Origin of the sequence: Vreelandella aquamarina (assembly GCF_044805175.1) — a bacterium.
Taxonomy (GTDB): Bacteria; Pseudomonadota; Gammaproteobacteria; order Pseudomonadales; family Halomonadaceae; genus Vreelandella; species Vreelandella aquamarina_B.
Genome location: NZ_CP085232.1, coordinates 1014158 through 1027761 on the forward strand (window position 1 = coordinate 1014158; position 13604 = coordinate 1027761).

Consider the following 13604-nt stretch of genomic DNA (forward strand, 5'->3'; position numbering starts at 1 on the left):
AATAACGACATGGCGGACAAAATGTCTAATGGCTATGTTCTCCTAGTCCTAAGCCTAGTCCTCTTTTGACAAGCGTAGCTTTTTTCATATTACTCTTTTGAACAGCTTTCTGGATTGCGTGTCATGACCTCTCAAAATGGTATGTCCTCTCGCCGCCGCGGATACCCCAAAGGGCGTGATGTGGCGCCTGTCGCACTGGCAGCGCTGCGTGAGCTGCTAGGTGATGAGCGCCAGACGCCAAGCCTGACACGTCGCGACCTGTTGATAGAACATCTACACGCCATTCAGGATGCCCGTGGCCACTTATCGCTCGTGGAGCTGCGTGCTCTGGCTGCGTATATGAACCTGCCCATGGCGGCAGTGTACGAGACCGCTACGTTCTATGCCCATTTTGATGTGGTGCATGATCACCAAGCGCCGCCGCCGGATACCACCATCCGAGTGTGCGACTCGCTCTCCTGTCAACTTGCGGGTGCTAGTGCGCTTCATAAGGCATTGAAAGCGCGTGTTGACCCTGACTGTGTACGGGTGATCCGCGCGCCCTGCATGGGCCGCTGCGATACCGCGCCAGTGGCCGAGGTAGGCCATCATCATGTGCTGTATGCCACTGCGGAAGGCGTCGAGGCAGTGGTGGATACGGGCCACTTTCATCCTGAAGCAATTGTTTGGCAGCGTCTGGAAGCTTATGAACAGGCGGGTGGCTATCAACTATTGACCAGTGTGCGTACTGGTGAGGTAAGTGTTGAAGCGTTATTGCAAGCGCTAGAAGCGGCAGAGCTAAGAGGACTGGGTGGGGCAGGCTTTCCCACCTTTAAAAAGTGGCAGGCGGTGCGCCAGGAGATAGGGCCACGTTACTGTGTGATCAATGCTGACGAAGGCGAGCCAGGCACGTTTAAAGATCGTTACTATTTAGAGCATGCACCGCATCAGTTTCTTGAAGGCGCGCTGGTCAGCGCCTGGGCGATAGAGGCCGAGGCGCTTTATATCTATTTGCGCGATGAGTACCCCGGCCTACACCGCGTGCTTCATGAAGCGATTGCAGAGCTTGAGCAGGCTGGATTAGTGGCGCCTGGATTTATCATCATGCGCCGGGGCGCGGGGGCTTATATCTGTGGCGAGGAGTCGGCGCTCATTGAATCCCTGGAAGGCAAGCCCGGTAAACCGCGACACCGCCCGCCCTATGTGGCTCAGCAGGGGCTGTTTGGCCACCCGACGCTGGTGAATAACGTCGAAACCGTTTATTGGATTCCTGCGATTTGGCAAAAAGGCAGTGCATGGTTTGCCGAACAGGGGCGCAATGGCAGGCATGGCCTGCGCAGCTTTTCCATTTCCGGGCGGGTCAACAAGCCCGGCGTGTACCTGGCGCCAGCAGGCATCACACTGCGCGAGTTGATAGAGGAGTATGCGGGCGGCATGGCGGAAGGGCATAAGCTTGCCGCTTACCTGCCCGGCGGAGCCTCGGGTGGCATTCTCCCCGCCAGCAAAGCCGATGTGCCGCTGGATTTTGATACGCTTCAGGCGCACGGCTGCTTTATTGGTTCGGCGGCGATTATCGTGCTCTCTGAGCAAGACAGTCTTCAGGCGGTGGCCACCAACCTGCTGGCTTTTTTTGCCGATGAATCCTGTGGGCAGTGCACGCCTTGCCGGGTAGGCACCGAGAAAATGCTCAGCTTGCTAGAGCAACCCACATGGGATGTGCAAGCGCTCACTCGGCTGGCGCAAGTGATGCAGGACGCCTCGATTTGCGGCCTGGGCCAAGCGGCACCGAACCCTGTGTTAGGGCTACTCAAGGATTTCCGCCCTGCGCTCGCCCAGCAGCAGATTATCGTCAGCGATGCCGCTGAAGGGAGTGCGTTATGACCGGTTCGTTCACCCTTTGGCTGGATGATCATGAGGTCTCCGCCTACCCCGGAGAAACCCTTTGGCAGGTGGCGAAGCGCGCTGGAGAGACCATTCCCCACCTCTGCTTTAAAGACGCCCCCGGCTACCGCGCCGATGGCAACTGCCGTGCCTGTATGGTGGAAGTGGAAGGCGAGCGAGTGCTGGCGGCAAGCTGTATCCGCGAGGCCAAACCCGGCATGGTGGTACGCAGCGCCAACTCGCCCCGTGCCACACAAGCGCGTGAAACGGTATTGGAACTGCTGATGGCCGACCAGCCCAGCCGTGGCCAAAGCCCTGACCGATCCAGCCACTTCTGGGAAGTAGCCGAGCAGTTGGTGGTGGATGAGGCTGCTGTCAAAACGTGGCTACCACCACGCCGCACAGCACCGGTCAGCCATGCGGCGGCGTCGCCACAGGTGCAACAGCCAGACACCAGCCACCCGGCGATGCACGTCAACTTGGACGCCTGCATTACCTGCATCCTGTGCGTGCGCGCCTGCCGCGACGTGCAGAGTAACGATGTCATCGGCATGGCGCAGCGGGGCGCCGCCGCCACCGTGGTATTCGATTTTGCCGACCCGATGGGCCAGAGCACCTGCGTGGGCTGCGGCGAGTGCGTGCAGGCGTGCCCCACTGGCGCGCTAATGCCTGCCACCGTGGTCAATGCCCAAGGTCAGGGCGATTCTCAAAGCCAGCGGCAGGTGGATTCCGTGTGCCCCTACTGCGGGGTGGGCTGCCAGCTGACGTACCATATTAACGACGATGCCCTGGCCTACGTGGAAGGGCGCAACGGCCCGGCTAACCAGAACCGCCTGTGCGTGAAAGGCCGGTTTGGGTTTGATTACGTGAGCCACCCGGCACGGCTGACCAAGCCGCTGATACGCTTGCCCGGGGTTCCCAAAACGCTCGATCCTAGTTTTGACCCAGCCAACCCGTTCAGCCACTTCCGCGAGGCAAGCTGGGACGAGGCGCTGGAAATGGCGGCAGGTGGCCTAATGGCGATTAAACAAGCGCAAGGGCCCAAAGCGCTGGCGGGCTTTGGCAGCGCCAAGTGCTCCAATGAAGAGGCGTGGTTGTTCCAGAAGTTAGTGCGTACCGGTTTTGGCAGCAATAACGTGGACCACTGCACGCGGCTTTGCCATGCCAGTTCCGTCGCGGCGCTGATGGAGTGCTTAGGCTCTGGCGCGGTGACCGCTTCGTTTATGCAGGTGCTGGAGGCCGATGTGGTGATCCTCACCGGCTGCAACCCGGCGGTGAATCATCCCGTGGCAGCGACGTTCTTCAAGCAGGCGGCCAAGCAGGGCACCGAGATCATTATTCTCGACCCTCGTGGGCAGGCGTTGGACGCTTACGCCAGCATGAGCGTGCGCTTTACACCGGGGGCGGATGTATCGCTGTTCAACGCGCTGCTCCACGTAATCATTGCGGAAGGCCTGTATAACCAAGCCTACATTGATGCCCACACAGAAGGCTTTGAAGCGCTCAAGCAGAGCGTGGCCCACAGCACACCGGAAGCGATGAGCGCGCTGTGCGGCGTTGCCCCTGACACGATTCGTGAGGTAGCGCGCCGCTACGCTAACGCCGAAAAAGCGATGATTTTCTGGGGCATGGGTATTTCTCAGCACACCCACGGTACCGACAATGCCCGCTGCCTGATCTCGTTGGCACTGGCCTGTGGTCATACTGGCCGTCCTGGCACCGGCCTGCACCCGCTGCGCGGCCAGAATAACGTGCAGGGCGCCTCGGATGCCGGGTTGATTCCCATGGTGCTGCCGGATTACCAGCCAGTAGGCGATAGCCAGCTACGCGCCGCGTTTGAAGAGCTATGGAACACGCCGTTAAGCGATGAGCCTGGGCTGACGGTGGTAGAAGTGATGAATGCGATTCACGCAGGTGAGGTGCGCGGTATGTACATTGTGGGTGAAAACCCAGCGATGTCCGACCCGGATCTCACCCACGCCCGCGCCGCGCTGGGTAAGCTTGAACATTTGGTGGTGCAGGATCTGTTCATCACCGAAACCGCCCAATTCGCCGACGTTATTTTGCCGGCCTCCGCGTGGCCCGAAAAAGACGGCACCGTGACCAATACCAACCGCCAAGTACAGCTGGGCAGGGCGGCGTTACCGCTGCCAGGTGAAGCCAAGCCGGACTGGTGGATTATCCAAGAGATCGCCAACCGCTTCGGGCTAGGCTGGCGCTATCAGCACCCGCAAGAAGTGTTTGCCGAAATGCAGCAGGGCATGCGCTCGTTCAACCATATTAGTTGGGAGCGGCTGGCCCGGGAGAGTTCTGTCACCTATCCCTGCCCAGCCGAAGATGCGCCTGGCCAAGATGTGGTATTTAGCGACGCCTTTCCGCGGGCTGGCGGGCTGGCAAAATTCGCTCCCACGCGCCCGCTGCCGCCGGATGAACCAGTGGATGACGAGTACCCCACGGTACTCACTACGGGCCGTCAGCTGGAGCATTGGCATACAGGATCTATGACGCGGCGTGCCCAGGTGCTCGACGCGTTAGAGCCAGAGGCAGTCGCTAGCCTCTCACTAGGCGAGCTTCATCGGCTAGGGGTAGCACCGGGCGAAAAGCTCACCATTACCACGCGGCGAGGAGCGATCACACTGACCGCCAGAGTGGACGACAAAATACCCGATGGGATGGTTTTCGTACCGTTTGCCTACGCTGAGGCCGCCGCTAATTTGCTCACCAACCCGGCCCTGGACCCTTACGGCAAAATACCCGAGTTCAAGTACGCCGCCTGCCGACTGGAGCGGGCAGCGGTGCCGCAGCCGCACTAAGCGCTTGCTGCCCCTGCAAGGAGTATCTGGGTTGGGGTATCATCCTGCCAGTGCGGTTTTATTCATGTGATGGAGTAAGCGGGGCGATGGCGCAAGCGCAGGCAGTGCAACGGGTGTTGATGATCGATAATTACGACAGCTTCACGTTTAACATCGTCCAGTACCTTAGTGAACTGAATGCCGAGGTGGTGACCTACCGCAACGATGAGATTACCCTAGAGCAGATGCACGCCCTGGCACCTACCCATCTGGTGATTTCACCCGGCCCGTGTAGTCCCAATGAGGCAGGTATTTCCCTGGCCGCCATTCAGTACTTTGCAGGTAAGCTGCCTATTTTGGGTGTTTGCCTGGGGCATCAGGCTATCGGCCAGGTGTACGGCGGTAAGGTGGTACGGGCACCCCAGGTAATGCATGGTAAAACCTCGGCGGTGGTGCACTGTGGGCAAGGGGTGTTCAGCGGTTTGGAAAACCCGCTGGAGGTGACCCGTTATCACTCACTCGTAGTCGAACGGGAGAGTCTACCCGACTGCCTGGAAGTGACCGCCTGGACCACCGAGGATGACGTAACGCCTGGGCTGATTATGGGCTTTCGTCATCGTACCCTGGATATAGAAGGGGTACAGTTTCACCCTGAGTCGATACTCACGCGCCAGGGCCATGCGTTATTGGCCAACTTTTTACAACGCGGCTGATCGCCAAATTCATACGCTTTAGGGGCTTTCCTGCTCATGCAAATGCGAGACGCAATAAACGCGGTGATGCGCCGCGAAGACCTCTCTTTCGATGCGATGCACGCGCTGATGCGCCAGATCATGACCGGCGAAGCCTCCGATGCGCAAATTGGCGGCCTGCTAGTGGGGCTGGCCATGAAAGGCGAAAGCGCCGAGGAAATTAGCGCCGCCGCCCAGGTAATGCGCGAACTCATGAAACGCGTCGAGCTGCACACCGAAAACGTGGTGGACATTGTGGGCACCGGCGGTGATGGTGCCAATTTGTTTAATGTGTCTACCGCTTCCAGCTTTGTGGCCGCCGCCGCCGGTGCCCACGTCGCCAAGCATGGCAACCGCAGCGTTTCCTCCTCCTCCGGTAGCGCTGACCTGTTCGATATCGCAGGGATTTATCTCGACCTCAAACCCGAGCAGGTGGCCCGCTGTATTGAGCAGGTGGGCGTGGGCTTTATGTTTGCCCCCAACCATCACCCGGCCATGCGTTATGCTATCGGGCCGCGGCGAGAAATGGGTGTGCGTACACTGTTCAATATTCTTGGCCCGCTCACCAACCCGGCGGGGGCGCCCAATCAAGTGCTGGGGGTCTACTCGGCTGAGCTGGTGCCGCTGATGGCCGAGGTTTTGCGTAAGCTGGGCAGCCGCCACGTGCTGGTGGTGCACTCCGAAGATGGCTTGGATGAAATCTCCCTGGCAGCACCCACCCTAGTGGCGGAGCTAAAAGAGGGCGAGATTACCCAGTACACCATTACGCCAGAATCACTAGGCATCGAGCGCCAAAGCCTCGCCACCCTGAAAGCGGCCAGCGCGGAAGATAGCCTGCGCTTGGTGAAAGCCGCGCTCAGTGGAGAGGGGGCCGCGGCGGATATGGTGGCGCTTAACGCTGGCGCGGCGCTCTACTGTGCGGGCGTAGCCGATAGCTTAAAAGAGGGCGTGATGGTGGCCCAGGATGCCCAGGCCTCCAAACTACCGCTTGAGAAGCTCAGAGAGCTTTCGCACTTTACTAGCGTCTTTAAAGGGTAAACATTCCAATGAGTGATCAGGCAACGCCAACGATTTTAACGCGCATTTTGGCCCGTAAAGACCAGGAAGTCGCTGAGCGTCAGCAAGCAGTATCTGAAGCGGATCTGCTAGCGCTAGCGGAGAAGCAGAGCGCCCCCCGTGGCTTTATTAACGCACTCAACCAGCGTATTGCGGAAGGCGACGCGGCGGTGATCGCTGAGGTGAAAAAAGCCTCCCCCTCCAAGGGCGTCATACGTGAAGCGTTTCATCCGGCGGATATCGCCAAAAGTTACGCTCAGGGCGGCGCGGCGTGCCTTTCTGTGCTCACGGATGCCGACTTCTTCCAGGGCCATGAGGATTATCTGATGGCCGCCCGCGATGCCTGCGACCTGCCGGTGATCCGCAAAGACTTTATCACCCACAGCTATCAAGTGACCGAAGCGCGAGCCATTGGCGCGGACTGCATTCTGCTGATTGTGGCGGCGCTCAATGACGCCCAACTGCGCGACCTGCACCAGCAGGCCAATGCGCTGGGAATGGATGTGCTGGTGGAAGTTCACGATGCGGACGAACTAGAACGTGCCCTGGCGCTGGATTTGAAGCTGGTGGGTATTAACAACCGCAATCTGCATACCTTCGAGACCAGCCTGAATACCACGCTGGATTTGCTGCCGCGTATTCCAGCAGACGTGACCGTGATTACCGAATCCGGTATCCACACCCGCGATGATGTAGAGCTGATGCGTGACCACGAGGTTAATGGCTTCTTGGTCGGTGAAGCGTTTATGCGCGAAGAGGACCCGGGGCAGGCCCTCAAGCGGCTGTTCTTCTAAGCGTGATACCTTTGTTTTAAATAAGCTGTTTTAAGCAAACAGTTGCTGAAAGCCCAGCAGGCCAGCCGCGTTAGCGGCTGGCCTGTTTGATGCAGGTGAGCAGTGCTTGCAGCGGGTGGGGCAGGGTTTGCGCTGAGTAGCGCTTTACTTGGCTGCGGCAGGAGTAGCCGGTGGCCAGCAGCTTGCCCGCATTCTCCTCTGCTTCTACCTGGGGTTGCCACGACTGAGCGTAAATCGTTTTGGAGGTGGCAACGTTACGGGTCTCATGGCCGTAGGTGCCGGACATCCCGCAGCAGCCCGTGGCCGCTAGCTCCAGCTGTAAACCAAACGCCGCAAACACCTGTTGCCACGCTTTCGGGCTGCCCGGCGCGTTGGTTTTTTCGGTGCAGTGGGAAAGCAGCTTAAATCCAGGATCTTTGAGTGTGAGCTGGCCGGGAGCGAGGGTGTTCACGCGGGTTGCTAGCCACTCTTGCAGCATCAGTACATTCGGCACTTGCTCATGGCCCAGCGCTTTAACGTACTCCTGGCGGTAGGTCAGCGTCATGGCAGGGTCGATACCCACCATAGGCACCTCGAACTCACTGAGCGCGCGAAGGCGTTTGGCCTGTTTTTCCGCCGTGCGCTCAAAGGCGCCTAAAAAGCCCTGTACGTGCAGCGGCTTGCCGTTAGCGGAAAATGGCATGACAAACACGCGCAGGTTCAGCCGCGACAGCAGCTCCACCACATCCATCACCAGCTTGGCTTCAAAATGGGTGGTGAAGGCGTCTTGCACAATCACGACGCTGTTGGCCCGCTGCTGCTCGGTGAGTAGCGCAAGCGATGTGGGCGTGGCTTCCGCAACGCCCCAAGCGCGCAGCTGTTTTTTCACGCTGGCGCGGGAGAGTGCGGGGGAGTCGCTAATACCTAGCCCTTTCTGCATCAGCTGCTCTACCCAGCGCTGGCCAAGGGCGGCGTTATACAGCGGGGCAACTTTGGTTAACGCCGGCAGCATGAACTCGGTGCCGCCGATCACGTAGTCGCGCAGCGGGCGCAGGTAGCGGCCGTGGTACACCTCCAAAAACTGCGAACGGAACTGGGGCACGTTGACTTTGATGGGGCACTGGCCCGCGCAGGATTTACACGCCAAGCAGCCCGCCATGGCGTCGTACACTTCATGGGAGTAGTCGTGGTGCTGCTGGCGGCTCAGGGTGTTCATCACCCGCTTGGGGAAGCTTTTGATAAAGCCCCAGGTGCGCTCGGCTTTCTTTTTGCGCGCCTCTTCCACTACATCGATGCCCGCTTGAGACTGCAAGCGCAGCCACTCACGAATCAGGCTGGCGCGGCCTTTAGGGGAGTGGCGGCGGTCGCGGGTGGCCTTCCACGATGGGCACATGGGGTCGTCCACATCGTAGTTGTAGCAAGCGCCGTTGCCGTTGCAGTACACCGCTGCGTCATAGGCCTGCCAGGCCCGCTCATCAATCGTGCGGTCTAGCTGGCCGCGCATGGGCACGCCATCGACAGTGAGCAGTTCCGGGTCGCTCTCTTTCGCGATCAGCGTGGTGTTGTCAGAAGGCGAGGCGATCTTGCCGGGGTTAAGCTGGTTATGCGGATCGAAGGCTGCCTTGACCTGCTGCAGGCAGGGGTAGAGCTCTCCGAAGAACTTGGGCCCGTACTCGGAGCGCACGCCTTTGCCATGCTCGCCCCACAACAGCCCACCGTACTTCTGGGTGAGGGCGACGACTTCATCAGAAATCTCGCGAATCAGCGCTTCCTGGGCGGGGTCTTTCATATCCAGCGCCGGGCGCACGTGCAGCACCCCTGCATCCACATGGCCGAACATGCCGTAGGAGAGCTGGCGCGCATCCAACGCGGCGCGGAACTCGCTAATAAAGTCGGCCAGGTGCTCCGGCGGCACGGCGGTGTCTTCCACGAACGGCAGCGGGCGCTTCTCCCCCTGCACGTTGCCCAACAGGCCCACCGAGCGTTTGCGCATGGCATAGACTTTTTGAATCTGCGGGCGGCCTTCGGCCAGGGTATAGCCTAGCCGCTCCACGGTGGCATCCTGGCTAAGGTGCTGGGTAAACGCCTCAACACGCGCTGCTAGCTGTTCGGGGTCATCGTCGTTGAACTCGATCAGGTTGATGCCCTGAATAGGCGTGCTGCCCGCCGGGAAAAACTCCGCCACGCTGTCCCAAACGAAGTCTTCCATCGCTAGCTGTAGCACCGTGTCGTCCACGGTTTCAATAGAGGTGGGCTGGGCGCTGCTGGCCATGAGCGCCTTGGCATCCCGCAGGGCGTCCATAAAGCTTGGGTAGCGCACGTTGACCAGGGTGGAGTGTTTAGGAATCGGCAGCACGTTGAGCACGGCTTCGTTTAAAAAGCCCAGCGAGCCTTCTGAGCCGCACAGCAGGCTATTCAGGTTAAGCTGGCCATCATCCCGTAGGTGGGCCAGGTCGTAGCCGGTCAAACAGCGGTTGAGCGGCGGGAATTTTGCCTCAATCAGTTCGCGCTGTTGGTCGATAATCGTCGCGGCAGTGCGGTGTACCTTGCCCAACACGCCTTCCTGGGCCAGCGCCTGCTGCTCCTCTTCCGCGCTCAGTGGGCGGCTATGCAAATGCTGGCCGCCGAGCAGGACGGTATCCAGCTCCAACACGTGGTTGCGAGTTTTGCCGTACTGGCAGCTCCCCTGGCCGCTGGCATCGGTAGAGATCATACCGCCAATGGTGGCGCGGTTAGAGGTGGAGAGTTCGGGGGCGAAAAACAGCCCGTAGGGCTTCAGCGCGGCGTTTAGCTGGTCTTTCACCACGCCCGCCTGTACCCGCACCCGCCTAGCTGCCACGTCAATCTCGAGGATTTGATTCATGTGGCGGGAGACATCCACCACGATGCCATCGGTCAGCGACTGGCCGTTGGTACCGGTGCCGCCGCCCCGCGGTGTTAGCACGATATCGCGGTGGGGCAGCTCGGAGGCTAGCTTGGCAAGGCGCTCCAGGTCTTCCGCATGTTTGGGGAACACGGCCGCCTGGGGCAAGCGTTGGTAAATCGAGTTATCCGTTGCCAGCACGGTACGGTTGGCATAATCAGGCGCTATTTCACCTTCAAACCCACGGGCGCGCAGGGCGTCGAGAAAGCGTACATAGCGGCTGTTAAGGCGTTCAAAAGGGGCCGTGCGAGAATCCAGGGATGCAATCATAGGGGGTTAAGCCGTCACTGCTGGAAGCGGATAGAGGATAGCGCTACTTTACCGCAGCTACTGCGGCGGTGCATCTTGAGGCGGCTCTTAGCGATTACCTAACGCCTCTTTCACTAGCGCCGCACAGGCGTCATCCATCGGTAGCGCCAGAGCCAGTGCGTGCCCCTGTGGCGACATCTTGCCCCAGGTCTTTTGCACAATGCGCACCATATGGTCGTGCTCCACCTTGCGCGAAAAATCGGCAAAGTAGTTTTCCAAAAACACCAGGCAAGCGCAGTCTTCCAGGGCTTGAACATCGCTATCTCGGCCCAGGCCCTGCTTGCGAATCATGCTGGCCACGCGCTGGGCCTCTTCATGGGAGTAGCCCGCCTCCTCCATGAGCTTAGCGGTGGTATCACCTGCCTGGGCACTTTGGTCCCGCCGCCAAGTTAAGTAGCCAATACGGCCTTCTGGGTAATCGCTTCGCGCTAGTTGCCAGCGCTGCAGATGCTGGGCGCGCACGGCAATACACAATAGCTCGCTGGGGGCATCCTGCAATTGCTCTAGCCAACGGCTCATACGCTGGGCATACACCAGCTCTTGGGGCTGGGAAGTGCCATCCGCCAGGGTGGTTGAGCGTGGGTCCTGCGCATGAAGCGCATCAATAGCAGCAAGGGTGTGTTCAAAGGCAGAGGGCATAACGACTCGCTCGGTTTCAGTGGTAGGGGTACATCCTAGCAGTTTGTGCGCTTCGAGAGGGTAGTGAGCAAACCCACATTATGATTAGAGTGTTCGATGAAAGATTGAACCATCTCAATAACTCTTTTCGAGCACTATATGAGAGATATTTTCATATAGGAGATGGCTGGCTAAACCATGCGCAGTGTGCCCATAGCCCCAACTCGCGCTTTTGCCTACAATAGCTCCCCTTACCACGGCTTTTGAGTGCCGTGTTTTACTGAATTCTGGCCAAGGGATAACTCATGCTCGATCCGAAACTGCTGCGCGGTGATCTTGATGCGACTGCGCAACAACTGGCCCGGCGGGGCTTCGAACTCGATAAGGCGGCATTGCAGGCGCTAGAGTCGCGCCGTCGTGAGTTGCAAACCCAAACCGAGCAGCTACAAAACGAGCGTAATATGCGCTCCAAAGCGATTGGTAAGGCGAAGGCAAACGGTGAAGACATTCAGCCGTTGCTGGACGAGGTGAGCGATCTAGGCGACCGTTTGGATAACGCCAAGCGCGAGTTAGCTGAGGTCCAGGCTGAGTGGGATGATGCGGTGAGCGGTATTCCAAACCTGCCCCACGAGAGCGTGCCGGAAGGCAAGAGCGAAGACGATAATGTTGAGCTGCACCGCTGGGGAGCGCCCCGTGAGTTTGATTTCGAGGTGTTGGATCACGTTGATCTTGGCAAGAAGTCTGGTTATCTCGATTTTGAACTGGCGGCCAAGCTGACCGGCGCGCGCTTTGCAGTGATGCGCGGGCCCATCGCTCGCCTGCATCGTGCCCTGGCGCAGTTTATGCTGGATATGCAAACCCAGCAGCACGGCTATGAAGAGTGCTACGTGCCTTACATGGTGAATCGTGATTCGCTGATGGGCACCGGCCAGCTGCCCAAGTTTGGCGAGGACCTCTTCAAGCTAAAAGACGAGCGGGAGTACTATCTCATTCCCACTTCGGAAGTGCCGCTGACTAACTTTGTGCGTGATGAAATTGTTGATTTGGCGGCTCTGCCGATGAAGTTAACGGCGCATACGCCGTGCTTCCGCTCTGAGGCAGGCTCCCACGGGCGCGATACCCGCGGCATGATTCGTCAACACCAGTTCGATAAAGTCGAGATGGTGCAAATTGTGGAGCCGGAGAAGAGCTACGAAGCGCTGGAAGAGATGCGCGGCCATGCGGAAGCCATTTTGCAGGCGCTGGAGCTACCGTATCGTGTGGTCACACTGTGCACGGGCGATATGGGCTTTGGGGCTGCGAAAACCTACGATCTGGAAGTATGGCTGCCTAGCCAGAACACCTATCGGGAAATTTCCTCTGTCTCTAACTGTGAAGATTTCCAGGCGCGCCGTATGCAGGCCCGTTACCGCCATCCAGACTCCAAAAAGCCTCAGCTGCTGCATACGTTGAACGGTTCGGGCCTCGCGGTGGGGCGCTGCCTGCTGGCGGTGCTTGAAAACCACCAACAGGCAGATGGGTCAATTACTGTGCCGGCTCCCCTGCAACCCTACCTGGGCGGCCTCGAGCGTCTTGCCCTCTAAGCGCCCACTCAACGCTGACCCCGGCATCGATACGGATGGTGCCGGGGCGGTAATCGCTGGCTGAGCCGCTGTTTATGGTATCGCTTTCAGCCCGCATGGCCATCATGCGGGGTTGAAAAACCGGCGCCTGGGTCTCTTCGATACGTTGCACCGGACCAAGCGTGACACCCAGGGTACTGGCCATTAGGTCGGCCTTGTGGCGCGCTTTTTCTAGCGCCTTAGTGAGCGCTTCGTCGGTAGCGGCGTCACGGTTTTGCAGGTCAAACTGCACGCCATCCAGCGCATTGACGCCCGCGCCAATCAATGCATCTAGCACATCGCCTAATTGGTCTATATTGGTTAGCTCAACGCTGAAGGGGCGCTCTAGGCGGGTACGCATCAGCGTATCCTGTTCGCCGTTGTCGTTGCGTGGGCCTGCCACATGCTCAGGGTAGACGTTGAGTGAACCTGCATTGATCGCCCGCTCCTCGATGCCAATCTCCTCCATGGCGGCAATCAGCTCGCTGGCACGCTGCTCCAAGCGCTCTCGGGCGCTGCCCAGGGCTTCGCTATCGGTCTCTTCCAGAGTAGAGACCGCTGGGGTGTTTTCCCATAGGCGGGCAGAGAGCGTGGCTTTATCGGGAGCGACTTCCACCCACGACTGCGCTTGTACATGCAGGCTAGGCGGCGAGTGAGGTGCGGCGTACACCATAGGGGCTGCTAGCAGGGCCAACAGGGCGCTGCCTAGAATGCCGTAGCGGAGCCGTTTGACGGGATGCGTTACTGTATTCATGGTCACTTCCTTGCCGAGAGAACCAATGGGTAAAGTAAGCTAACTAATTATGTGTAACGCTGTTTGGAAGGAGAAGGTGCGATAAAGTTCACGGGCAAAGAGACGACGAAAAACAGTTGCTTAATATTTGCATGGTTTGTGCAATAACGAGCAAGCAACCATTATGTAGGGAGAACACGCTAAGGAA

Annotated in this window: 9 protein-coding genes; 6 read left to right on the forward strand and 3 right to left on the reverse strand. The window is 59.1% G+C overall.

Going from position 1 to position 13604, the window contains the following annotated elements; genetic code table 11:
- Nucleotides 1-123 precede the first annotated feature (123 nt).
- From LG300_RS04775 to trpC, 5 genes are all read left to right on the forward strand, one after another.
- Nucleotides 124-1860, forward strand: a complete 1737-nt coding sequence (locus LG300_RS04775) for an NADH-ubiquinone oxidoreductase-F iron-sulfur binding region domain-containing protein (protein ID WP_404377246.1) — start codon at nucleotides 124-126, stop codon at nucleotides 1858-1860.
- On the forward strand, nucleotides 1857-4673 hold the full coding sequence (gene fdhF / locus LG300_RS04780) for a formate dehydrogenase subunit alpha (protein ID WP_404377247.1): 2817 nt from the start codon (nucleotides 1857-1859) through the stop codon (nucleotides 4671-4673). Before LG300_RS04775 ends, fdhF begins: the two co-directional genes overlap by 4 nt.
- An 86-nt stretch (nucleotides 4674-4759) precedes the next feature.
- On the forward strand, nucleotides 4760-5365 hold the full coding sequence (locus tag LG300_RS04785) for an anthranilate synthase component II (protein WP_404377248.1): 606 nt from the start codon (nucleotides 4760-4762) through the stop codon (nucleotides 5363-5365).
- Between the two features lie 36 nt (nucleotides 5366-5401).
- The gene (gene trpD, locus LG300_RS04790) at nucleotides 5402-6421 is read left to right on the forward strand and encodes an anthranilate phosphoribosyltransferase (RefSeq protein WP_404377249.1); all 1020 of its coding nucleotides are present in this window, start codon (nucleotides 5402-5404) and stop codon (nucleotides 6419-6421) included.
- Nucleotides 6422-6429: 8 nt separating this feature from the next.
- A complete protein-coding gene (gene trpC / locus LG300_RS04795) occupies nucleotides 6430-7233 on the forward strand; it encodes an indole-3-glycerol phosphate synthase TrpC (protein WP_404377250.1) in 804 nt (267 codons plus the stop codon).
- A gap of 70 nt (nucleotides 7234-7303) precedes the next feature.
- On the opposite strand, the gene LG300_RS04800 is transcribed toward trpC, so the two are convergent.
- Together LG300_RS04800 and LG300_RS04805 are read right to left on the reverse strand one after the other, a co-directional pair.
- Complete coding sequence (locus LG300_RS04800) at nucleotides 7304-10405, reverse strand: FAD-binding and (Fe-S)-binding domain-containing protein (RefSeq protein ID WP_404377251.1); 3102 nt, start codon at nucleotides 10403-10405, stop codon at nucleotides 7304-7306.
- 87 nt (nucleotides 10406-10492) lie between these two features.
- Entirely contained in the window at nucleotides 10493-11083 is a 591-nt protein-coding gene (locus LG300_RS04805) for a DUF4202 domain-containing protein (RefSeq protein ID WP_404377252.1), read from the reverse strand.
- Between the two features lie 284 nt (nucleotides 11084-11367).
- Here LG300_RS04805 and serS point away from each other — a divergent pair, with 284 nt between their 5' ends.
- On the forward strand, nucleotides 11368-12645 hold the full coding sequence (gene serS, locus LG300_RS04810) for a serine--tRNA ligase (protein ID WP_404377253.1): 1278 nt from the start codon (nucleotides 11368-11370) through the stop codon (nucleotides 12643-12645).
- Here serS and LG300_RS04815 read toward each other — a convergent pair.
- Complete coding sequence (locus LG300_RS04815) at nucleotides 12587-13417, reverse strand: SIMPL domain-containing protein (protein WP_404377254.1); 831 nt, start codon at nucleotides 13415-13417, stop codon at nucleotides 12587-12589. The two genes, serS and LG300_RS04815, sit on opposite strands and share 59 nt — an antisense overlap.
- Nucleotides 13418-13604: the final 187 nt, after the last annotated feature.